Raw genomic sequence first — 21,566 nt, 5'->3', positions numbered from 1 at the left:
TAAAAATACAATGCATAAAAAAAGCCTTACAGAATATTGCTCTGTAAGGCTTTGGTAATCAGGTGTTATGCTGTGGTGCTTAGATGTTCATTTTATTCAGTCATAAGCTAAACACAATTAGCTGATTTTATAGTTTTGTTTATGGCCGCCTAATTGTCTAATAAACTGGCCGCATCTTCGTCCACAAACCAGGTCAGTCCACCCGCAATGGGCTTAATCAATTGTGAGGGATAAAGTGCTGTATGCTGTTCTTCATCTTCTATTACATGCTTCAAAGCTTCAGCCTTTCCTTTTCCAAAAACTAAAAATGCAATGTTCTTTGCTTTATTAATTAGTGGCGCAGTAAAACTAATTCTATGTGTAGCTAGCTTTTCTACAAATACACTGTCCACTTCCACATTATGATTTTCTAAAATGGAGGTTCCGGGAAATAATGAAGCTGTATGTGCATCATCGCCCATTCCAAGTAAAATCAGGTCAAAGCTCAGGTCAGCACCTTTAAAATGAGCAGAAATTGCTTTATGATATTCAATAGCAGCTTTTTCAGGAGCCAGTGTTGTGTCTACATAAAAGATATGATCTGAAGCAATATTTAAAGGCGAAAGTATACTTTCTTTAGCCATTAAGCCATTGTAATTCGCATCCTCAGCCAATACATTGCGCTCATCGCCAAAAAAGAAAAATACCTTATTCCAATCCAGGCTGTCTTTATAGGTTGTCGCCAGGTTATGGTACAGTTCTTTCGGAGAATTACCACCAGTCAGCACAAAATTAAAGCAATCGTTTTCTGCAATGGCCTTTTTACCGATGGCGATGATGTAGTTGGCGATATCTTTAAACAACTCATCTTTGGATTTATAGATCAGTAGATTTTCCATTAGTCCTTATTTAAAGGTAAAGTAAACCAGTGGAAGCCATCCCGCGCAATTAAGGCCTCAGCATCTTCAGGTCCCCATGAGTCTGCAGTGTAGTTAGGAAAACTTAGTGATTTTTTGCTTTCCCATGATTTAACTACCGGCATTAGCAATTCCCAGGCAATTTCTACCTGGTCAGCACGCATAAATTGCGTTTGGTCACCAGTCATCACATCTAAAAGCAAGGTTTCGTAAGCTTCAGGAGCAGCTGAGGTATAAGTACCTTTGTAATCAAAAACCATGTCTACAGGATTCAGTACCATATCCAGCCCAGGGCGTTTTCCCTGTACCTGCAAGCGGATGCTCATTTCCGGCTGGATGCTAATGATCAGCCTGTTTTGTTGCCAGTGTTCGGTAACCGCAGATGGGAAAATATGATGTGGAACATCTTTAAACTGAATGGTAATCAGAGAAGAAGTTTGGAACAGGCGTTTACCAGTACGTACATAAAAAGGGATGCCCTGCCATCTCCAGTTGTCAACAAAGAATTTAATTGCCGCAAAAGTTTCTGTATTGGAATCCGGATCTACCCCCGTTTCATGGCGGTAGCCAGGCACTTCCTTACCTTCCACCCAACCTTTAGCATATTGACCACGTACAGTGCTCATGCGGATATCGTCAGAACTGAAAGGACGCATTGCTTTTAACACATCTACTTTTTTATTCCTGATTTCATCAGCATCAAAGTTTACCGGTGTTTCCATGCCAATCAGGCAAAGCAATTGCAATAAATGGTTCTGAATCATATCCCTCAATGCGCCAGACCCGTCATAATAACCGCCACGGTCGCCAACACCCAGTTGCTCAGTAACAGAAATCTGAATGTGATCTATATATGTGCGGTTCCAAAGCGGTTCTAGAAACGAGTTCGCAAAACGGAAGGCCATAATGTTCTGTACCGTTTCTTTACCCAAATAATGGTCAATTCTGTAAATCTGTTTTTCGGTAAAAATGCCTGTAAGTAAAGCGTTTAATTCTTTCGCAGTTTCGAGGTCCCTGCCAAAAGGTTTTTCAATTACAATTCTAACAGATTCCTCATCACCTGTAAGGTCGTAAGTAGCCAGGCATTGCGCAATTAACGGGAATAGGTTAGGGGCAACGGCCAGGTAATACACTACCTGCGTATCTGCCCCAAATTCAGCTTTATGTTTTTCTATACTTGTTTTAAGGACACCAAAAGTTTCTGGCTCAGAAACATCTACCGGATTGTAGTAAACATTTGCTGCAAAACTGGCCCATTTATCATCCTTTACTTTACCAGATCTGGAAAAGCTGTTAATTCCTTCTTTAATGGTATCCTGAAATTTCTGATCATTAAGTTTCTTCCTCGCGGTACCAATAATGGCAAATTTCTTAGGCATAAAGCCGTCAGCATATAGATTATATAAAGCAGGCGCCAGTTTGCGCATGTTTAAGTCACCTGTACCACCAAAAATTACAAAGATAGTGGGCTTAAGATTAATTGATGTTTTCATTGAATTATCGTATTTATATCCGGGAACTTAACCAAGGTGCCGGTAAAATTCAGCACCCCCGTATCTTCCATTCTATTTTTATCAGTTTAAGATTTTAAAGCATTCCAGTTTGCATGAAAAATTCCTTCTTCATCTATACGCTCAAAAGTATGCGCACCAAAGAAATCACGCTGCGCCTGGATCAAATTCGCAGGCATCCTGGCTGTCTTTAAAGCATCAAAATATGTTAAAGCAGAAGCAAAAGCTGGAATAGCCATTCCGTTTTTAGCCGCATGCGTCACTACTGAACGCATTCCCGGAATAATTTCTTTGATCTTATCCTGAATACCTTTATCCGCAAACAAATGCTCCAGATCAGGCTGTTTTTTATAAGCCTGATAAATGTCTTCCAGAAACTCAGCCCTGATGATACAGCCACCACGCCAAATTTGCGCAATCTCGTGCAGGTTCAACTCATATTTGTACGTTGCAGAAGCTTGCCATAACAAATGAAGTCCTTGTGCATAAGAAGTGATCACCGCAAAATATAAAGCTTGTTCCAGCTCAACAACAAATTTTTCTTTATCGGCTACCAAAGGGGTAGCATCACCAAAAACATCAGCAAGTGCTACGCGTAGTGTTTTATATTTAGATAAATCTCTGGTGCTTACCGCTTCATTAATGGTTGGAATAGGCAATTGCAGATCCATAGAAACCTGTGATGTCCACTTTCCGGTTCCTTTAGATTTCGCCTCATCTTTAATCATGTCCAACAGGAAATTACCTGTTTTATCGTCTTTAAAAAGGAAAATATCTCTGGTTACTTCCATTAAGAAAGATTGCAGGCGCCCGTTGTTCCATTTTTCAAAAACAGCAAAAATCTCTTCATTGGTATATTCCAGCGCATTTTTCAGGATGCCATAAGTTTCAGCAAGCAATTGCATCATGCCATACTCAATCCCGTTATGTACCATTTTAACAAAATGACCAGAAGCTCCCGGACCAATGTAGGCCACACAAGGATCGCCATTTACTTTAGCAGAAACCGCTTCAAGAATAGCTTTCATAGAGCCATAAGCAACTTTGTCTCCTCCAGGCATAATGCTTGGGCCAAAACGCGCGCCTTCTTCACCTCCAGAAATACCCATTCCAAAAAAGTGGATTCCTTTTTCCTTAAGTTCAAGATCTCTTCTGTTGGTATCTGTAAAATGCGAGTTTCCGCTGTCTATAATCATATCTCCCTTGTCCAGTAAAGGAGATAATTCTTTAATTACACTGTCCACAATTTCACCTGCCGGTACCAAAAGCACAATTCTTCTTGGTAACTCTAAACTCTGAATAAAATCTTCCAGCACGCTAAAACCCTTTAAGTTGTGCGCTTTGCCATCCACTTCCAGTTTAGCCAGCATTTTCGGATCCTTATCATAACCTGTAACGGCAAAACCGTTATCTGCCATATTCAGCAATAAGTTGCGGCCCATGGTTCCAAGGCCTATCATTCCCAGTGTGTACTTGTTCATTGTTTTAATTTATTGTTTTGGATGCGTAGTAAATATGTGATATTTTTCCTGGGCCGCCCATAATTTGGCGCCGCCCTTTATACCATCCCGGTTAGAAAATTGTTTGATGTTTGGTTCTAGTTCAAAATCGATGTGTTTGGCATTACCACCACCTATATATAAGGTATCATAATTAAATACCGTTTTATAAATTTCTATGATCTTCTTTAAGCGGTTGTTCCAGCGTTTATCTCCAATCTTTTCAAACGCAGCATTGCCAATATAGTCGTCGTAATCTTTACTTTTGGTAATAGGCAAATGGGCAAGTTCCAAATGGGGCAACAGCTCGCCATCAAATAGCAGCGAAGTGCCAAATCCTGTGCCCACTGTAACTACAATCTCAAAACCTTTTCCTTCTGCAATACCCAAACCTTGTTGGTCTGCGTCATTAATCAGGCGTACGGGTTTGCCCAGCAAATCTGCAATCTGTTGCGCCAGGTTAATGTGGGTCCATTTGTTTTCGGCAAGATTGGGGGCGGTTTCAACCACTCCACACTTAACGTAGCCAGGAAAACCCACCGCAACTTTGTCGTATTCACCTAAGTCGCCTACCAGCTCTTTAATGGTTTCTAATACGGCCTCAGGTGTAGAATCCTCAGGGGTAGGTAACTTGGTATATTCTGTTAAAGGCTTTCCTGCCTCGTCCAGCATACAAGCTTTAATGCTTGTTCCGCCAATATCTATAGATAATATACGTGCGCTTTTATCTTGTTCCTTTTGATCTGACATGTCTGTTTACTGCTTAGTTATAAGCCAATAGCATAGCGCTCTGTTTTTGCATGTTACAACATATGCTGAATGACAGCGCCAAAATAACGGAATATTCATGAGTAAGCCTATTATTAGTTTATCTAATCTGTAAAATCACTTTAATTTAACAATTCAATACCTCATGCAGCCTGCTGCTTACAGATGCAGCGCTACCTGAATATAATGAACAATTAGGTTTTTATAGTTAAATGCTTACTAACAGTAATTTCAGGCAACTTCTGCGCTTGAACAAAGTGAACAACAAATCTGGACGCCTGCAGTGGTATATTTGTAGTGAAAGAACAATACCTAAATTTTCAATCCCTAGTATTAAAGCCCTGATGGATGTCAGGGCTTTTGTAATTTTAAGGCTTTTTATCTTGTATCTAAGCTCAAAACTAAAACGCAGGTTCCAGCGTTAATACTGCATGAAGAAATTTCTTTTATTGTTGCTCATCTCCCTGTCCTGTTTTTTTGCAAATGCCCAGGTTAAACTACTCAGTTTAGCGCAGCTCAATAAACGTGTGGCCAATACAGATACGCTGTACGTAGTAAATTTCTGGGCTACCTGGTGCGCCCCTTGTGTTGCTGAACTCCCCAATTTCGAAAAACTGCAGATGGTTTATAAAGATAAACCCTTAAAGGTATTATTAATAAGTATGGATTTTCAGTCCAAATTTAAACTTGTACAGCAATTTTCAGTCAAACATAAGTTGAAAGCAGAAGTGTATCTTGCAGAACGGAGCAGTGACCAGGAGCTGATTGATGGCATCGATAAAGATTGGGGAGGAGCTTTGCCCGGTACACTAATTGTGAACGCCAAAAAAGGCATCCGTAAGTTTTATGAACAAGAGTTTACTTATGCGGAACTCAATAAATTATACCTCAGTAGTCAATAAAAAACAAATTATAAAAATATGAAAACACTAATTACAGTTGCTATGATGGCTGTTGCAGGTCTGGCATTTAAAGTGGCAGACAACGGCTATGTTGTGGGAGATAAAGCCACAGATTTTAAATTGAAAAATGTAGATGGAAAAATGGTATCGCTGGCCAACTACAAAAGTGCAAAGGGCTATATCGTGGTTTTTACCTGTAACCATTGCCCGTATGCTAAGGCTTACGAAAGCAGGATCATGGCTTTAGATAAAGAGTATGCTGCAAAAGGCTACCCTGTAATTGCCATCAGCCCAAATGATCCTGTGGCCCTACCAGCCGATTCTTATGAAAATATGCAAAAATTAGCGGCTAAAAAATCCTACACCTTTCCTTATTTAATTGATGAAAGTCAGGCTGTTTCCCGTACCTACGGCGCTAAAGCTACACCGCATGTGTATGTTTTGCAAAAAACGGCAGCTGGAAATGTAGTTAAATACATTGGGGCCATTGATGATGATACAGAAGGTACTAAAACCGAAAAGGTAAAATATGTTGAGAATGCGGTTAATGCATTACTGGCCGGTAAAGAACCTGCAGTTACGGCCACTAAGGCCATTGGCTGCGGCATCAAATGGAAAAAAAGCGTCTAGTATATTTATGTATTGCAAGGATTAAACGTAAGAATATCCTTGCAATGTAGTATTGCTGTCAGCGTATTGAAATTCGTTTTCCAGTAAAGTGGTGCTGATCTCCATTTGCTGGAATTGTAAATTTCCGAAGATGCTGGCAAAGGCATTGTCCGTAGCATCCAGGCCGGTGGCAATTTTAACCAATCCATTTATAGGCACCAGTTTGGTAGCGTCAATGATTACCCAGTAGCCGCCAAGGTAAGCTTCAAAACAGGCATGAAAGTCCTGTGGATTCAGTTGATAGGCATAACCGGTAAAATATCTCGCCGGGATAGTTAAAGCCCTGCAGAGCGCTATGCCTAGATGTGCAAAATCGCGGCAGACACCAATTTGTTGCGTAATGGTGTCATAAGCAGATGTTTGTGGCGTAGTGTAACCCCCACTGTATTCTACATTCTTATTAATCCAATCCCTAATGGCCATCACCTTTTCAAAAGCATGTTCAATATTGCCGAATTTGTTGTAAGCAAATTTGTAAAGCTTGTCCGATTGACAATACCTGCTTGGGTTTAGGTAAGAAAGGGCTTCAACTGTCATCTCAGCAATCGGTACATCTTCCAATTGCCTGGACGGAACTATCTGTATACGCGTCTCCACTATGGCTTTATAATTCAGTGTAATGTTGCCTGGCTCGGGTATTTCAATAATGCTAAAGCGCTTTTCACCACCAACAGCATAACATTCCTTCATTTTTAAATCAGGTCCCGAAGTAAATTTTTCTTCAATAATATGTTGTCCTTCAGATTGAAAAGGCTGTATATTTAAGATCAGGGTGGAAGGAGCGAGGGCCTGGTACGCTATTTTTGCAGAGATTTCAAATTTCATGTTTTATCTTCATTAGGTAGCGGATCGTCATTAAACGCAATTTCCATCCAGTCATTAGGTATTCTATTCAGTGCGGCTTTCAGTTCCTCTGCCCATTGTTCTGAGATGCTTTCCAAATCTTTTTTAGTGTAGCGGTGTTCTATCATACCAAAACTGTTGTTTTTGTATAATACCACATCTATCGGGAAATCAACGTCATTTGCACTGGCCCTGGTAGAATCAAAAGATAGAAATCCTGTTTTTAAAGCTGTATGCAAAGTAGAGTCATTGGTAAGCGTCCTGTTCAGAATCGCTTTTCCGTGGCCTGCATTTCCAATAATCACATAGGGTGCGCCATTTCCAAGTTCTACCCAATTTCCTTCAGGGTACAGCAAAAACAGCTTGTGTTCCTCATCGTCTTTAAGCTGTCCGCCTATAATGGTGTGCAGGTTAAATCTAAAACCGGCCTGTTCCAGCGCCTCCTTATCTTCTTTAGCCACACGTTTTACCTGCTCGCCAAATGCATTAACGGCTTTATATAATTTGTTGTGCTCAGTTCCTTCATCAATCAGTTCCTTAAAATAAAGCACTGCCTTGTCCCTAACCGAGCGGAGTCCGCTGGTCATGATAAAAAGCGAGTAATTGTCTCTCTGCTGAAGGTAAATTTTCTTTTTTTCCGTAGTATCTGTCCCTGAGGTAATCCTTGTGTCAGCAAGTGCCACCAGCCCTTCTTTAACTTTAATACCTAAACAATATGTCATAGTGATTGTTGTTCAAATGCAAGACCAAATATATCAATCTCTGCCCGATTATAACAATTGTTTCCAGCTCGAAATTATACTTTCCGCCTTTATTTATTAACCGGTGTGTTGTTAACCTTTGTGGTGCTAAAATTGTTTTCGTGTTTTTTGTTTTATTTTTTCAAGTTAATTTTGGTAAAAATGATAACTTTTGATTTTTTAGGGGATGTAAAATGTGTTTTATTAGATTTTTATTGTAAAATCGACAATTCAATCAAACAATTTGCTATATTTCAATGAATTTTAAATTAAACGATCTGGTATGAGTAAAAACGAATACGCAAAACAGTATAATCTGCCTCATAATACCTGGGATGAGATGTTTGATGAAACGAAACAGGTAAGGGAAGAGTATAAAAGGGTAATGGAATACCTGGATTTAGAATCCGCAGAAGAGCTCAACAAAAAAGAAGAACTTTCAAAAGTGCTTTTCATGAGCCAGGGGATCACTTTTACCGTGTACAATAGTGGCGAAGGTGTAGAGAAGATCTTCCCTTTTGATATCATTCCCAGAATTATAAAAGCCGAAGAGTGGGAATACATCGAAAAAGGAATTAAGCAAAGGGTAACGGCCCTCAACCTCTTTTTAAAAGACGTTTATAGCGATCAGTTCATCATTAAAGATGGAATTGTTCCCATTGATATCATTTACTCCTGCCCGCATTTTTTAAGGGAAATGGTGAATGTAAAAGTACCGCATGACATCTATATTCATATTGCAGGCATAGACCTGATCCGCGACAATGATGGTACCTATTATATCTTGGAGGATAATGTACGGACCCCTTCGGGTGTAAGTTATATGCTGGAAAACCGGGAAATTACCAAACGTCTTTTTCCAGATCTGCTGCCCAAATGCAAGGTGAGGAGCGTTATTGAATATCCCAATGTTTTGTACAACAATCTGCTTTCACTGTCGCCCAGGCAAATTGCCAATCCAACCATTGTATTGTTGAGTCCGGGAAGTTTTAACTCTGCTTATTTTGAGCACACCACATTGGCCAGGTTAATGGGGATTGAACTGGTTGAAGGGCCGGACTTGGTGGTAGAAGACCATAAAGTTTTCATGAAAACTACAGCTGGCCTGCAGCAGGTAGATGTAATTTACCGCCGGGTAGATGACGACTACCTGGACCCGCTGGTATTCAATTCCAGCAGCTTGCTTGGGGTAGCTGGTTTAATGAATGCCTACAGAAAAGGAAATGTAACCATTGTAAATGCAGTAGGTAACGGCGTGGCAGATGATAAAGCTGTTTACGTTTACGTACCAGACATGATCAGGTACTACCTCAACGAAGAACCGCTGTTAAAAAATGTCCCCACTTATCAGCTCGGCAATAAAGAGGAGCGTGCGCATGTATTTGAGCACATCAATAAAATGGTGATCAAACAAACCAATGGAAGTGGCGGATATGGTATGTTAATGGGGCATGCGGCCACACCTGAAGAAATTGAAGCCTATAAGATTGAAGTGATGAAAGACCCCAGGGCTTTTATCGCCCAGCCTACCATTAGTTTATCTTCTGCACCATGCTACATGCAGGGCGTACTTCAGCCCAGACGGGTAGATTTTAGGCCTTTTGCCGTCTGCGGACCCAATGGAATTGACATTATTCCCGGCGGTTTAACAAGGGTAGCCTTAAAAGAAGGTTCACTGGTGGTCAACAGCTCTCAGGGTGGGGGTAGTAAAGACACCTGGGTGTTGTCTTAGTTATATTTTAAACATACAATCAAAATACATCATTATATATGTTAAGCAGGGTTGCAGAAAGTTTATATTGGATAAGCCGTTACATTGAAAGAACAGATGGTATGCTGCGCATGCTTAAAATCAATTATGCTGCTTCGCAGGATGCAATTTCAGATTTTTCCTGGAGTCCGGTAGCCCGGATCTTTTACGGCCCCGACGATGAGGGTTTTGAGGGCCTGGAGTTTAAAAGCCGTGCGGCACTTCAGTATATGGTAACGGACCGTGAAAATCCAAATTCAATTGTCAATATCATCACGCAAGTTAGAGAAAACGCACGCAGCGTGCAGGACCACATTACCAAAGATGTATGGCAATGCCTTAACGAATATTACCACACCATCAAAGATCCTAAGCTCAATAACATGCTTAAAAAAGATGATCCAATATCCGTGCTGGACATTCTCATTAAACAAGGGATGCTTTTTTACGGAACTACAGAAATTACCATGGCCAGAAATGAAGGAAGTAGCTTTATGCGCATTGGCAAATACCTGGAGCGGAGCATTCAATCTGTGAACATCCTGGACGTCAAATTTGGCTCAGTAGACCACAATCCGGATTTGCTCACCAATACCAGTTACTGGAAACACCTGCTGTTAAGTATTGGTGGTTATGAACTTTATCTTAAAACCTATCGCCAGGGTTTTGAAGCGGAGAACGTACTGGCACAAGTGGTGCTCAATAATGAATTTCCACGCTCGGTAATTTATTCACTTAACCAGCTGATCAAGTATTTTGACAGGCTTAAAAATGATGGTCATATCAATGCCGGCAACCTTTCTTTTTTGATCGGTCGTTTGCAGAGCAAGGTAAAATATAGCTCCATCAAAGGCTTGAAACAGGGCGATCTGCATTTGTACCTTGCCGAAATTAAATCAGAGTTGTATGGCATCGGTAATGCCTTCAATACTACTTGTTTCTCCTTATCTTAATACCACCGATATGCCAGAATTCAACATCAAACACATCACAAAATATACTTACGAATCCCTGGTTAGGGACAGCGTAAACCATATCATCTTGTATCCAATTGAAGATGATTATCAAACTGTACTGAAACATGACCTTAAAATATCCGGTAATCCGAAAGTAGATACCTTTTCAGATTATTACGGCAACCAGATTGGCTTTTTTACCTATAGTGAGCGCCACCGTGAACTGGAAATCTATTCGGAATTAACCGTTTCTACCAAACACCGGGAGTTGCCTGCTGAAACGATGTTTGGCAACTTGCAATGGGAAGAGTTAAAAAGTCTGCGGCATCATGTTCCCTATATCGACTATTTAAAATGGGAAGCATTTGATAGCCTGCCAGATTTAAAGGAAATGATGGGAGGGGAAGTTAAAACCGATGCTTCTCCATATCAAACAGCGCTGGATTATTGCAAGATGATTTTTGAAGAGTTTAAGTACATTCAGGGGGTAACCACCGTACAAACGCAGCTGGATGAAATCTGGCAGTTGAAAGCCGGCGTTTGCCAGGATTTTGCCCATTTGCTGTGTCAGATGCTGCGCATGGTTAACATTCCTGCCAAATATGTAAGCGGATACATCTGTCCCAATAAAAATGGCGTAAGGGGAGAAGGCGCTACCCATGCCTGGGTAGAGGCCTATATCCCTTCGTATGGCTGGCTTGGCCTGGATCCTACCAATAACTGCATTGCCAATGAAACCTATGTAAGATTGGCTTACGGGAGAAGTTTCAATGATTGTTCGCCTGTAAAAGGCGTTTATAAAGGCCCCTCCAACCATAAACTTGCTGTTCAGGTCACTGTAGGCTATGATAACGGTTTACTTGAGGTTCATGAGCCGGTTGTAGAACAAGTGGTACCAGAACCTGTAGTAGAAATGGTTAAAGGAAACAGTTACCGAAGAAACCTGGAGCTGATGCAGCAAATACAACAGCAGCAGCAACAGCAACAATAAATTTAGCCCATGCGCTGAGCCACTTTTTCCCAGTTTACCAGAGCCCACCAGGCATTGATATAATCAGCGCGTTTATTTTGATATTTCAAATAGTAGGCATGTTCCCATACATCAAGGGCGAGCAAAGGCTTGCCCTTTACAGTTGCGGTATCCATCAGGGGGTTGTCTTGATTTGGCGTGCTGCTGATTTTCAATTTGCCTTTTTCCAGGACCAGCCATGCCCAGCCCGAGCCAAATTGCGCAGCTGCGGCTTTGTTAAATTCTTCTTTAAAATTGCTTAGCGAGCCAAAAGATTTGTCAATTGCAGCTTTCAGTTTTCCTGTTGGGGCCGTTTCAGGAGAAGGATGCATGCTTTCCCAAAAGAAATTATGGTTCCATGCACCACCAGCATTGTTTTTTACCTTAGCAGAAAGCCGGGATGCATTTGCGAAAAATTCCATTTCGGTTTTATAAGGTAGGTTTTCTGCTTTTATAGCTTCATTTACATTCTTGATGTAAGTAGCATGGTGCTTCGTATAATGAATTTCCATCGTCTGCGCATCAATTGCCGGTTCAAGTGCCTTATAAGCGTAGGGTAATGGAATTTGTGTAAATGCAAATGCGTTAAAGGGTGTTGCGGCTTTTGATGATGCCAGGACGTCCAGTGGTGATCCGGTAATTCCAGCCAAAGCCACTGCGCCAGCCGCGGTTAAACTCAGGCCCAGAAACTTTCTTCTTTCTATTGGTTCCATATATTAAAGATTTATACTTTTCAATATAACAAACCAAATGACCATTTAGTTTAGGCGATTACGGCTTTAGGATAAATGATGTTGGCCGCAATTTGCAGCAAATAGGCATAGTTATTTTGATTGTCTTTAGCACACTGTTCCAGCAACTGCGCAGCCAGTTCCTGTTGCAAGGCAACTGCCATTTTATGTACTATTTCATACGATGCCTTCTTTGAATTGAAAACCGCTACAGCCCGCTGAAGTATCTGAATATCCATTGAAATTGCGTCCATTTTTTTCTCTTTAAGCGTTGCTTCAACTAAGCTTAGTAATGTGGTATCAAGCTCATCAATTAAACGTTCTGCCTTTAAATCTGCAAGCTGCAAACATTGCTTTAATCTCGCAATATGCTGTTCAGCCTCCGTTTTTTCAGGAATAATGGCACTTTTTAGTTCTTCAGTACTAGCCACCGAAGCTAATTTCTGAAAGACTTTACGGTATTTGTTTTCGGCAGCCAATAAACCGGATAAGCGTTTATGGTATTCTTTGTAGAGCAAGTCCTGCATTTTTTTAAATCAATTAATTTTAATGGCCTCCGGTAAGGGGATAATTTAATCCTAAAAATCCTCCGGCTTACACCGGAGGACTTGAAAAAAAATGTTTAATATTACTCTGCTGCTGCCTGCTCGTTTACAAAACTTTCGGCAATTTCAGTCAGCGCTACATCGGTTGCTTTTTCATTATCCAATGTAAATTGTAATAATTCAGCAACGTCGGTATGTCCCATGTTTTGGGCAAAAACTACAAGCGTACCATAAGTAGCAATTTCATAATGCTCCACTTTTTGGGCGGCAAGAATCAATCCTGCATCACGAATCAATGTACCCGAATCCGTATCTTCAATAATACCTTCACCTTCTTTCAGCAATCCTTCCATTGCATCACATTTTTTAGCCTGAGGTTTTTCATCCAGCAAAGCAAATACCTGCTCTAAGGTTGCAATGTGTGTGGTCGTTTCTTCTGTGTGTTTTTCAAAAGCTGCAGCCAGTTCAGGGCTTGTCGCTGCTTTTTTCATTTTAGGTAAGGCCTTAGCCAAATGCTTTTCTGCCCAATAGATGTCTTTTAATTCATCAACGAAAAATTCATGAAATTCAGAATTCTCCATCTTACCTGTTTTCGATTTCGCTGGCGCTTTTGTGCCTGCTTTTTTTGTAGTTGCCATAATTTTTTGTTTTTCGTTTAAGATGTTTTGTTAGAGCTCGTTATTGCTGATCTCCGGGCTGTACAACCGTACTGGATGAATTTTGTTTGTAAATTTTAAAATAAAAGATTTTACCTCTAAATTTTACCAGGCGGAGCTTCATGCTTGCTCAAACTTTTTCAATCCTGCTGCGTTTATAGCCTGTTAGGGTAAGTGTTATGTTAAAATTATAGTATGAAATTAACTCAGAATGTAGATAGCTATTACGACAAATTTTACGACTGGTTGCTGTTAAAAGGCCCCGATATTTTGCTGGCCATTGTGTTTTTGTTCGTCGGCCTTTGGCTCATCAGGATTTTCTCCCGATGGATGCAGGGTCGCATGCAGCACCATCAGGTAAACAGTTCATTGAAACCCTTTTTTCTAAACGTAACCATCGTTGTATTAAGGGCACTGCTGATCTTTCTGGTTATGCAAACCTTGGGTATCCCCCTCACTATTTTCGCGGCATTGGTAGGCGCCATTGGTGTGGCGGCAGGTTTAGCATTGTCTGGTACCATGCAAAACTTTGCTTCCGGCGTATTGATCCTGTTGTTGAGGCCTTTTAGTGTTTCTGATAATATTATAGCCCAGGGGCAGGAAGGAACAGTGACTTCCATAAAGCTATTTTATACCGTAGTGACCACGTTCGACAACCGCACCGTAATTATTCCAAACAGCAAGCTGTCTAATGAGGTCATCATCAACATCAGCGCGCTTGGCAGCAGACGCCTTGATCTGGAGCTGAAGTTCAGTTATGGGATTGACCTTGCCACTGTCAGAAAAGTAATTGATCAAACCATCGCTGAATCTACAGCCATTTTAAAAACTCCTGAAAAGCGGATAGGCATTTCTGCACTGGAAGAAAGCGGTTACAAAATAATGGTGAATGTATGGCTAAATGCGCATGGTTTTCACGATGCACGTTTGGTTTTTCAGGAAAACTTAATGCAAAATCTAAAAGGATCGGGGATAAAACTCCCTGGTATGGACGCTAAATCATAATTATGGAAACGAATAATCCCAATCCACAGCCAGGAGCGGCACAGGTGCCCGCTCAACAAGTAGGTACTGAAATGAATGCAGTAGAAAAGATTGAGTTGCCCACAGAAGGGGAGGCCATTCATTTTTTTAAAACGGTAAAAGATCGTTTGCTGGACGTTAACCGCTGGTCAGAGATTGCTGGCGTTGAAAAGGCTCATTTCTTTTTAACCGACGCCAGTGGAGGACTGGTTCAGCGTACGGCTTTAAGTGGTGATCATATCAGGATAGACATTCCGGGACCCGGCACAGCTGCTGGAGAAGGCTACGATTGGGTTGTTCTGGAAGAGGTTAACGCGCAACTTCTGGATGATGTGGAAGTAATCAGCATCACTGCCAGACCCTCCCGAAATCCCTTGAAGGCTGATCCTGCAATTGCCCATTTTTTAACGGATGAGGCAACCTCTACTTTTCAGGTAAAGCGCATTGGAAATGTCATTTTTGCAGAAGAACACGGAAGAAATGAGGTGGCCAACAATGATACCGGCAATGGGCTGGATAATCTTAGAAATACTTTGGTGGGCTGGGCGGCCAAAATTGGTTTTTCATATCCGCAATGGAAAGCTTTAGTAAAGGGTTTGCTGGTAAAATAAACTTTTAGGGAAAAGTATTGTTAAGCTTGGGTATGACCAAACTCCAACGATCGGTACATGTTTTACTGATATTTTTTCTGGCAATAGCAGGCCTTTATTTCGCAGCTCCTGTTTTAGTTCCGCTGGCCCTGGCGGCGGTATTTTCTATGCTTTTTATCAGTTTATGTAACTTCCTTGAGCACAAAGGAATGTCGAGGGGGCTGGCGACAGCAGTATGCATCTTCATTTTTGTTTTTACGGCTTTAGCTATTGTGTCACTTCTATATTGGCAACTGGGCAGTTTAACAGAAAACCTTGATGCCATGAAAGAGCGCCTAAGCGATATGTTTGCATCGCTCAGAAGCTGGATAGATCAAAAAGCCGGCATCACCAGGTCTCAGCAAAAAGAAATTCTAAAACAAGGCAACAGTCAATCGGGCGCAATGCTGGCCGGCTTTGCTTCCGGTATTCTAGGGATAGCGGTCAGTACGCTACTTGTAATCGTATATATGTATCTCTGCCTGTATTACCGTTCGCACATTAAAAAGTTCATCCTTAAAATCGTACCGCAAAACGAGGAAGAACGTGCTTCAATCATCGTTCACGAATCTGGTCTGGTGGCCCAAAAATACCTGGGTGGCCTGGCTGCCATGATTGGTGTTTTGTGGGTCATGTATGGGATTGGTTTTAGCCTTGTCGGCGTAGAGAGTGCAATCTTTTTTGCAGTCTTGTGTGGAACCTTAGAGATTATTCCCTTTGTAGGCAACTTAACAGGTACATCAGTTACCGTGTTGGCGGTAATTGCCCAGGGAGGCGATTCAAAGATGATTATCGGCGTGTTGGTGGTGTATGGTATCGTTCAGTTCGTTCAAACTTATATCCTGGAGCCGCTTATCGTAGGAGAACAGGTAAATATTAATCCACTCTTTACCATTCTGGCTATCGTTGTAGGAGAAACCGTTTGGGGTGTAGCGGGAATGATCCTTGCTGTTCCAATGCTGGGGATTGTGAAAATTATCTGTGATAGGATACCTGAATTAAAACCATATGGTTTTTTAATCGGGCCTGAAAAGCAAAAAACCAAAAGAGCAGGATTGTTTAGTAGAAAGAAATGAGATTGATTGTTACACGACTACGAAATTAGTAATAAAAGAAGCGCCTGGATTTAGGAATTCTAAGTTCTACTTTTCCAGGCTTAAACCCATCCATTTTCGGAATTGCTTTAAAGGGATATTTGAAATCAAAAAATTCGTCACTGGCTGCTGTTTTTCCTTCGTCACAATCTCCATACGTACAGGCTACGCTGACTTGTTTTGTCGAAAAATTGATATCATAAGTATCATCAAATTCACAAGTGTCGTATACATTGTAAGTTGAGCCAATTAGAAACCAGTCGCCATTTTGGTAACGGAAAATATTTTTATTGCTGCTGTAGTGCCGGGCATTATGCTGAAAATTTTGTTGAATGATGAGCGTATTGTTTTTGATGTTTATGCTCAGGTCAATGCCTTTATTCAGGCAAAAACCACAATCTTTACTGCTTCTTAAAACAGAGCTGTTCTGTTTCCAAAGCTTAGCCTTTCCATTAAATAGTTTGCAGATGTACAATATCCTGAAAAAGCCTGATGCGCCGTCGGGCTTATTGGTATTGTAAGCATAAACAACTTCCGCTATACCATCTTTATCCAGATCGCCTTTAACTTCCCATATTTTACTGTAGTTAGCGGGGACTTTAAAATCGGGTAACTCTTGCGCAGTTGCGGTAGTGGTTAAAAAGAAAAGAGAAATCAGGAGCAATCTCATAAATTATGATCTGTTTTGACTAATAATGGACGATGTAATTCTATACTAGTCAAATGTTTTATGACCACATTTTGTTTGCTTTTGTCTATTTATTAAAAGAAGACCATAAAACTAATACATCTGCTTTTTGTTAAAGATGAACACATAACCAGGTAGGCCTGATGCGCACAAATCACCAGGCCGATATTCCTTGTCTAAAAACAATTAATGAGCATGATAAATTTAAATGCGATACGAAATGCGTACCTGAATGCGGCGGAGCTTGACGAAGTCAACCAAATGTATAAGGAAGTTTTTTCAGAAATAACCGAAGAAGAACAACTGGCCGTTTGGAAACAGGTTTGCGCTTTCGCTAACTTCGGGATGATCGAATTTTTACTGTCACAAGGATGGAGGACTATGGGGGTAGAAGATCAATATGGCGATACACTTCTTCATTTTTTAGGGGAAGCAGAATTCGACAGGAGTTACGTTATACCTGAAGGCCGGGTTTACCAGACAACCAAAATTTTACTTGCCCATAAAGTTAGTCCGCTTAAAAAAAATACAGAGGGCAGGACAGCTTTGATGACCGGTGCCAAAGCGGGTTACGCAGAAATGCTCAGGGCCTATCAGGAAGCCGGTGCAAAGATAGATTGGTTGGATAGAGAGGGGAACACCTTAATCCACATTGCCGTGCGGAATTCAGCACAGCATAAGGATGCGAGGTTCAACGACTTTTCTGCCTTTATTACCATGTGTATAGAACTCGGCATAGACCCTAACCAGAAAAACAACATCGGAGAAACAGCCATAGATTTAGCCATAAAATATAAGGTTAAAAATATAGGCGCAATGCTTAAAGGTGTTGATCTTTCAAATACAGAAACAGCAGCTTTGCATTTACTCGCCGGGGGACAGGATCTTTACCAGGCCTGTATAAATCAAGATCTGGAAGCTATTGACGCCTTAATAACGCTTGGAGAAAATCTGAATGAAGCATACGATAAGGAAGGCGACCGTTATCATGGAATGTTGCCACTCGCCATTGCGGTAATTCTACATAATTTTGAAATTGTTGATTTGCTGCTTAAAAATGCCGCAGATCCCAATCTGCTGGATAGCAAATCCTGGCATCCTTTCCGTTATTTGTATATTCCAATTTCAAATATCAACACCAATTTCGATCAGTTGCAAAACAAGACATTTCAGAAAATGCTGCAATCCTTCGTTAAAGCAGGTTTTGACATCAACTCATTGATGGATGACGAGGAAAACACATTGTTGTCAGTTTCGGCCAAATTTGCGGACAGCCTTCAATTGTACAATGGTAATTCCGTTGCGAAGGCCGTTATTGAGGAAGCGGTCTATTCAAACGCCGATGTCAATAAAACCAATCGCGATGGGATTTCTGCCTTGATGTATTTGTGCCTTGCCGATCAACGGCGGGCAGAAAAAGAACTCCTTATCCTTTTGGAGCAGGGTGCTTCGACCATATTGAGAGATAAAAATGGTAAAACAGCGCTGATGTATGCAAGCAGCAATTCAGAGCAGTCAACTGCCAGGACCTACAGTGAATTATTGGAGCAATTTGGCGAACTACTGGTGTCCGTAAAAGACAATTCCGGGAAATCTGCGCTTGATTATGCTGCAGAAAAGAACAATGAACCTTTAGTGGCCTGGCTTTTAGAAAGAGCATAACCAGCATTCAGACAGCATATTTATTTTATTTAAACACTACCATATCATGGATACCATTTTTTTAAATGCATGTAAAAATAACCAGAAAGGAATTGTACAAACTTTTCTAAAAAAAGGAGGGATTAATCTGGATAAGCGTGACCCGATGGGGAACACCCCCTTGTTTTATGCCGCTCAAAAAGGCGCCAGAGATATTGTTAAATTACTAATAGAGGGCGGTGTGGATGTAAACTTAGCCAATAACAATAGTATGACACCCATACATATCGTTTCGCAAAGTGGGAATAAGGAAATCCTGAGTATTTTGCTGGATAACGGAGCAGATATCAATGCCACCGATAAGGAAGGAAAGACACCCCTGATTTACTCCCTGGCCATTGGGAGAACGGAGTTTACCAAGTTTTTGCTTTCTAAGGGGGCGGATAAAAGTATTAAGGATAACGATGGCCACAGCGCATTGGACTATGCTACAAGCAGGGGCTTAAGAGATACAGTAGCACTCCTTGCAACTGAGGCAGGCGATAAAAACAGTTCGGGGAATACGGCGCTTCACCAAGCCATTTGGAACAATGAGGCTGAAGTTGTAAATGAATTGTTGAAAACAGGATTCAGCGACCTCAATTCGCTAAACGATGATGGAGAAACTGCCCTGGTGATGGCCTGTATGAAAAACAACCTGAGGATCGTAGAACTATTGACAAATGCTGGCGCAGATTTATCTCTAAAAAGACTGGATGGAAACTCTGTCCTTCATTACGTTTGCGGCAGAGGAAACAAGGAGATTGCCAGATTATTGATTGATAAGGGAATAGATCTGGACGCTAAAAATAATGAGGGTGAAACGCCATTAATTGTTGCTGCCATGTGCGGTTATAATGATTTGACCGCGCTACTTATTGAGCGAGGGGCTAATGTTAATGAAAAGGACAATGATCAGCAATCTGCTTTACATTATGCATCCCAAAAAGGCTACACTGAAATTGCAGAACAACTGATCATGGCTGGTGCAGATTCATAATATCAAACAAGAGTTATGCTTATAAACCAAAAAGTAGACCTTCAATTGAATGCGTCAGAATTATTTTTAGAAGGAGTTTTGTTTGTTAATTCATCACAGTGGTTGCCTGCCTATTCTATTTTTAAACACTTGACCGAAGGAGCTCAGCATCCATCTACTGCCACACTTTACAACATGGCATTGTGTTATTTTTCTGCCAAAGAATACCTTCAAACCATTTCTAATTTAAACGAAGCGATCCTGAATATGGCTGGTAGTCCAAAACATCAGTTACGGATACCTCATGTGTTACTGTTATCTGAATACGAGCACAATGCTCATAAATTAGCGCTGACTGAAAGTGTAGTTCAACTTAATGCGTCAGTGGTGAAACTAAGGATCAGAAGACTTCTGGTAGATGCCAACCTGGAATTGGGAAACTGGGAAGAGGTGATCCGGCTTTCTACTTTACCCGAAATGGATCAGTGTAAAAATGTAATAGAAGCAGTTAATCTTGCAAAAATAAATCAATGATAGAACAATTTAACGGATTAAAGGATGCCTATCAGCGCAACCTATTTGCAGCGGAAGGTGATCAGGTTGACATAATCGGCTTGTTCAAGCAATTGCCTGAACTAGGGATTAAAAGTGAATATGAAGAAGACCTTTATCATTTGGCTGCCCGTTTTTCTGATGCAGCTGCCGTCAGGTTTTTGAAAGCGAACGGGATAAAGCCTGGTACAGACCGGTACGGTAATACCCCTTTGCATGCACTTACGGGCACCAGATTCGATTTCGTCGATCCTAAACTGGAAGAGGTAGCGGAAAAAATTTATCAGACGGCCCAGGCTTTGCTGGATGCCGGAGTCAATCCAAAAAAGAAGAATGATTCGGGAAAACTTGCGTATTTTGAAGCTGGCTTGCTTTATATGTATCCTTTTTTACAGGCTATGGGTGAAGCTGGTGTAAGGATGGATGCCACAGAATCTGGTGGAATGAACCTTCTGCACACCATTTGCGATAAGTTAGGCAACCGGAAAGATATTCGTGGCGCTGTAAGCGCAGTTATAAAGACAGTGCGAATACTGCTTGAAAAGGGAAGTATTGATATTGAAGATAAAGATGTTTTCGGTACAACACCATTGACATATGCTCAGCGCAGCGGTGTTAAAGAGGTAGCGGCTTTAATTTCGGGTGACGAAAGTGACGTGGCCACTGGTGGGATGACCATTCATGAGGCTGTATTAAACCGTGATGGTATTGCAGTAGAAGCCTTAATAAAGGCTGGGGTAGATTTAAATGAAATATCGGACCAGTACCGTAGAACGCCGCTGATGCTTGCATGCGAATATCCTTCCGAACCTTTGGTAAAGCTATTGGCCGAAGGTGGTGCAGACGTAAACTTCAGGGCTGGGACTGGCGAGACGACGGTTTACTACTTGTTGGCCAAATCAGTCAGCAACTTAGGTAGGGGAATGAGCCAGGAAATTAAGGATATCATTAAAATGTTACGCATTTTGATGGCAAACGGACTGGACTTAGATGCTGCTGTAGATAATGAAGGCAATACTGCCCTTAATCTTTTGTGTCAGGCCGGTTACCTCGCTGATCTTAATACCACATTAGCTGAAGAATTGATTGAAGCCGGTGCCGACATCAATAAGTCCAACCAATCTGGAAAAACACCATTGATGTCATTTGCTGAGCGGGGCAACGAAATGAAATATAATATTGCCGAATTGTTGCTTGATAACGGCGCTGACGTTACCAGTGTAGACAAATTTGGAAATACCGCATTAATTTACGCAGCTGGAAACTCGGATCAGATGTCGGGCAAAAGGATCGTTTCTCTAATTATGGAGAAAGACAAATCAACCCTTGAACGGGTAAACAATGCTGGTCAAACGGCTATGGATCTCGCTGTTCAACAAAATAATGAGGCTGTTGTTAAACTATTGCTGATGTAAAAGTAAAGAAGCATCGCTACATTGTTTTCAG

The 21,566-nt window shown here is 41.2% G+C and carries 22 protein-coding genes; 12 read left to right on the top strand and 10 right to left on the bottom strand.

Going from position 1 to position 21,566, the window contains the following annotated elements; genetic code table 11:
• Nucleotides 1-149: 149 nt before the first annotated feature.
• The 4 genes from pgl to LPB86_RS20465 form a co-directional block, all read right to left on the bottom strand.
• Entirely contained in the window at nt 150-878 is a 729-nt protein-coding gene (gene pgl / locus LPB86_RS20480; protein WP_230693290.1) for a 6-phosphogluconolactonase, read from the bottom strand.
• The gene (gene zwf, locus LPB86_RS20475; protein WP_230693289.1) at nt 878-2,389 is read right to left on the bottom strand and encodes a glucose-6-phosphate dehydrogenase; all 1,512 of its coding nucleotides are present in this window, start codon (nt 2,387-2,389) and stop codon (nt 878-880) included. Before zwf ends, pgl begins: the two co-directional genes overlap by 1 nt.
• An 86-nt stretch (nt 2,390-2,475) precedes the next feature.
• Nucleotides 2,476-3,888 carry an NADP-dependent phosphogluconate dehydrogenase gene (gene gndA / locus LPB86_RS20470; RefSeq protein ID WP_230693288.1) on the bottom strand — a complete coding sequence of 471 codons (1,413 nt, stop codon included), beginning with the start codon at nt 3,886-3,888 and terminating at the stop codon, nt 2,476-2,478.
• A gap of 9 nt (nt 3,889-3,897) precedes the next feature.
• Nucleotides 3,898-4,656 (bottom strand): ROK family protein, encoded by a 759-nt coding sequence (locus tag LPB86_RS20465; protein WP_230693287.1) that lies wholly within the window; start codon nt 4,654-4,656, stop codon nt 3,898-3,900.
• Nucleotides 4,657-5,105: 449 nt separating this feature from the next.
• Here LPB86_RS20465 and LPB86_RS20460 point away from each other — a divergent pair, with 449 nt between their 5' ends.
• Complete coding sequence (locus LPB86_RS20460) at nt 5,106-5,576, top strand: TlpA disulfide reductase family protein (RefSeq protein WP_230693286.1); 471 nt, start codon at nt 5,106-5,108, stop codon at nt 5,574-5,576.
• A gap of 18 nt (nt 5,577-5,594) precedes the next feature.
• A complete protein-coding gene (locus LPB86_RS20455; protein WP_230693285.1) occupies nt 5,595-6,206 on the top strand; it encodes a thioredoxin family protein in 612 nt (203 codons plus the stop codon).
• Nucleotides 6,207-6,227: 21 nt separating this feature from the next.
• Here LPB86_RS20455 and LPB86_RS20450 read toward each other — a convergent pair whose 3' ends face one another.
• Complete coding sequence (locus LPB86_RS20450) at nt 6,228-7,070, bottom strand: transglutaminase family protein (protein ID WP_230693284.1); 843 nt, start codon at nt 7,068-7,070, stop codon at nt 6,228-6,230.
• On the bottom strand, nt 7,067-7,810 hold the full coding sequence (locus tag LPB86_RS20445) for a peptidase (RefSeq protein WP_230693283.1): 744 nt from the start codon (nt 7,808-7,810) through the stop codon (nt 7,067-7,069). The genes LPB86_RS20450 and LPB86_RS20445 overlap by 4 nt, the downstream gene beginning before the upstream one ends.
• 301 nt (nt 7,811-8,111) lie before the next feature.
• Here LPB86_RS20445 and LPB86_RS20440 point away from each other — a divergent pair, with 301 nt between their 5' ends.
• The 3 genes from LPB86_RS20440 to LPB86_RS20430 are packed head-to-tail and all read left to right on the top strand — an operon-like array spanning nt 8,112 to nt 11,525.
• Nucleotides 8,112-9,560 (top strand): circularly permuted type 2 ATP-grasp protein, encoded by a 1,449-nt coding sequence (locus tag LPB86_RS20440; RefSeq protein ID WP_230693282.1) that lies wholly within the window; start codon nt 8,112-8,114, stop codon nt 9,558-9,560.
• 38 nt (nt 9,561-9,598) lie between these two features.
• The gene (locus LPB86_RS20435) at nt 9,599-10,531 is read left to right on the top strand and encodes an alpha-E domain-containing protein (RefSeq protein ID WP_230693281.1); all 933 of its coding nucleotides are present in this window, start codon (nt 9,599-9,601) and stop codon (nt 10,529-10,531) included.
• Nucleotides 10,485-11,525, top strand: a complete 1,041-nt coding sequence (locus LPB86_RS20430) for a transglutaminase family protein (RefSeq protein WP_230693280.1) — start codon at nt 10,485-10,487, stop codon at nt 11,523-11,525. Before LPB86_RS20435 ends, LPB86_RS20430 begins: the two co-directional genes overlap by 47 nt.
• A gap of 2 nt (nt 11,526-11,527) precedes the next feature.
• On the opposite strand, the gene LPB86_RS20425 is transcribed toward LPB86_RS20430, so the two are convergent.
• From LPB86_RS20425 to LPB86_RS20415, 3 genes are all read right to left on the bottom strand, one after another.
• Complete coding sequence (locus LPB86_RS20425; protein WP_230693279.1) at nt 11,528-12,256, bottom strand: superoxide dismutase; 729 nt, start codon at nt 12,254-12,256, stop codon at nt 11,528-11,530.
• Between the two features lie 50 nt (nt 12,257-12,306).
• Entirely contained in the window at nt 12,307-12,801 is a 495-nt protein-coding gene (locus LPB86_RS20420) for a DUF892 family protein (RefSeq protein ID WP_230693278.1), read from the bottom strand.
• A gap of 101 nt (nt 12,802-12,902) precedes the next feature.
• Entirely contained in the window at nt 12,903-13,457 is a 555-nt protein-coding gene (locus LPB86_RS20415) for a ferritin-like domain-containing protein (protein WP_230693277.1), read from the bottom strand.
• 213 nt (nt 13,458-13,670) lie between these two features.
• Here LPB86_RS20415 and LPB86_RS20410 point away from each other — a divergent pair, with 213 nt between their 5' ends.
• Genes LPB86_RS20410 through LPB86_RS20400 form a run of 3 tightly spaced genes read left to right on the top strand, consistent with a single transcriptional unit; the run spans nt 13,671 to nt 16,203 of the window.
• Nucleotides 13,671-14,480 (top strand): mechanosensitive ion channel family protein, encoded by an 810-nt coding sequence (locus tag LPB86_RS20410; protein ID WP_230693276.1) that lies wholly within the window; start codon nt 13,671-13,673, stop codon nt 14,478-14,480.
• 2 nt (nt 14,481-14,482) lie between these two features.
• Nucleotides 14,483-15,109, top strand: a complete 627-nt coding sequence (locus LPB86_RS20405; protein WP_230693275.1) for a hypothetical protein — start codon at nt 14,483-14,485, stop codon at nt 15,107-15,109.
• Between the two features lie 32 nt (nt 15,110-15,141).
• Nucleotides 15,142-16,203, top strand: coding sequence for an AI-2E family transporter (locus LPB86_RS20400; RefSeq protein WP_230693274.1), 1,062 nt, complete (start codon nt 15,142-15,144; stop codon nt 16,201-16,203).
• A 25-nt stretch (nt 16,204-16,228) separates the two neighbouring features.
• Here the strand turns inward: LPB86_RS20400 and LPB86_RS20395 are convergent, their stop codons facing one another.
• Entirely contained in the window at nt 16,229-16,891 is a 663-nt protein-coding gene (locus LPB86_RS20395; RefSeq protein ID WP_230693273.1) for a hypothetical protein, read from the bottom strand.
• A gap of 207 nt (nt 16,892-17,098) precedes the next feature.
• Between LPB86_RS20395 and LPB86_RS20390 the strand changes: the two genes are divergently transcribed.
• The 4 genes from LPB86_RS20390 to LPB86_RS20375 are packed head-to-tail and all read left to right on the top strand — an operon-like array spanning nt 17,099 to nt 21,535.
• Complete coding sequence (locus tag LPB86_RS20390) at nt 17,099-18,571, top strand: ankyrin repeat domain-containing protein (RefSeq protein ID WP_230693272.1); 1,473 nt, start codon at nt 17,099-17,101, stop codon at nt 18,569-18,571.
• Between the two features lie 16 nt (nt 18,572-18,587).
• Nucleotides 18,588-19,589: an ankyrin repeat domain-containing protein gene (locus LPB86_RS21010; protein WP_370632874.1), complete on the top strand. Its 1,002-nt coding sequence runs from the start codon at nt 18,588-18,590 to the stop codon at nt 19,587-19,589.
• A gap of 15 nt (nt 19,590-19,604) precedes the next feature.
• Nucleotides 19,605-20,102, top strand: a complete 498-nt coding sequence (locus tag LPB86_RS20380; protein WP_230693270.1) for a hypothetical protein — start codon at nt 19,605-19,607, stop codon at nt 20,100-20,102.
• Nucleotides 20,099-21,535, top strand: a complete 1,437-nt coding sequence (locus LPB86_RS20375) for an ankyrin repeat domain-containing protein (RefSeq protein WP_230693269.1) — start codon at nt 20,099-20,101, stop codon at nt 21,533-21,535. The genes LPB86_RS20380 and LPB86_RS20375 overlap by 4 nt, the downstream gene beginning before the upstream one ends.
• The last annotated feature ends 31 nt before the right edge of the window (nt 21,536-21,566 follow it).

Source organism: Pedobacter sp. MC2016-14, assembly GCF_020991475.1.
GTDB lineage: Bacteria > Bacteroidota > Bacteroidia > Sphingobacteriales > Sphingobacteriaceae > Pedobacter.
The sequence above is the reverse complement of the archived record's forward strand: the minus strand, read 5'-3'. Positions and strand labels throughout refer to the sequence as shown.

Coding starts and splice junctions, on each gene's coding strand:
- pgl (WP_230693290.1), bottom strand. CDS start 878: ATGGAAAATCTACTGATCTATAAATCCAAAGATGAGTTGTTTAAAGAT.
- zwf (WP_230693289.1), bottom strand. CDS start 2,389: ATGAAAACATCAATTAATCTTAAGCCCACTATCTTTGTAATTTTTGGT.
- gndA (WP_230693288.1), bottom strand. CDS start 3,888: ATGAACAAGTACACACTGGGAATGATAGGCCTTGGAACCATGGGCCGC.
- LPB86_RS20465 (WP_230693287.1), bottom strand. CDS start 4,656: ATGTCAGATCAAAAGGAACAAGATAAAAGCGCACGTATATTATCTATA.
- LPB86_RS20460 (WP_230693286.1), top strand. CDS start 5,106: ATGAAGAAATTTCTTTTATTGTTGCTCATCTCCCTGTCCTGTTTTTTT.
- LPB86_RS20455 (WP_230693285.1), top strand. CDS start 5,595: ATGAAAACACTAATTACAGTTGCTATGATGGCTGTTGCAGGTCTGGCA.
- LPB86_RS20450 (WP_230693284.1), bottom strand. CDS start 7,070: ATGAAATTTGAAATCTCTGCAAAAATAGCGTACCAGGCCCTCGCTCCT.
- LPB86_RS20445 (WP_230693283.1), bottom strand. CDS start 7,810: ATGACATATTGTTTAGGTATTAAAGTTAAAGAAGGGCTGGTGGCACTT.
- LPB86_RS20440 (WP_230693282.1), top strand. CDS start 8,112: ATGAGTAAAAACGAATACGCAAAACAGTATAATCTGCCTCATAATACC.
- LPB86_RS20435 (WP_230693281.1), top strand. CDS start 9,599: ATGTTAAGCAGGGTTGCAGAAAGTTTATATTGGATAAGCCGTTACATT.
- LPB86_RS20430 (WP_230693280.1), top strand. CDS start 10,485: ATGGCATCGGTAATGCCTTCAATACTACTTGTTTCTCCTTATCTTAAT.
- LPB86_RS20425 (WP_230693279.1), bottom strand. CDS start 12,256: ATGGAACCAATAGAAAGAAGAAAGTTTCTGGGCCTGAGTTTAACCGCG.
- LPB86_RS20420 (WP_230693278.1), bottom strand. CDS start 12,801: ATGCAGGACTTGCTCTACAAAGAATACCATAAACGCTTATCCGGTTTA.
- LPB86_RS20415 (WP_230693277.1), bottom strand. CDS start 13,457: ATGGCAACTACAAAAAAAGCAGGCACAAAAGCGCCAGCGAAATCGAAA.
- LPB86_RS20410 (WP_230693276.1), top strand. CDS start 13,671: ATGAAATTAACTCAGAATGTAGATAGCTATTACGACAAATTTTACGAC.
- LPB86_RS20405 (WP_230693275.1), top strand. CDS start 14,483: ATGGAAACGAATAATCCCAATCCACAGCCAGGAGCGGCACAGGTGCCC.
- LPB86_RS20400 (WP_230693274.1), top strand. CDS start 15,142: ATGACCAAACTCCAACGATCGGTACATGTTTTACTGATATTTTTTCTG.
- LPB86_RS20395 (WP_230693273.1), bottom strand. CDS start 16,891: ATGAGATTGCTCCTGATTTCTCTTTTCTTTTTAACCACTACCGCAACT.
- LPB86_RS20390 (WP_230693272.1), top strand. CDS start 17,099: ATGAGCATGATAAATTTAAATGCGATACGAAATGCGTACCTGAATGCG.
- LPB86_RS20380 (WP_230693270.1), top strand. CDS start 19,605: ATGCTTATAAACCAAAAAGTAGACCTTCAATTGAATGCGTCAGAATTA.
- LPB86_RS20375 (WP_230693269.1), top strand. CDS start 20,099: ATGATAGAACAATTTAACGGATTAAAGGATGCCTATCAGCGCAACCTA.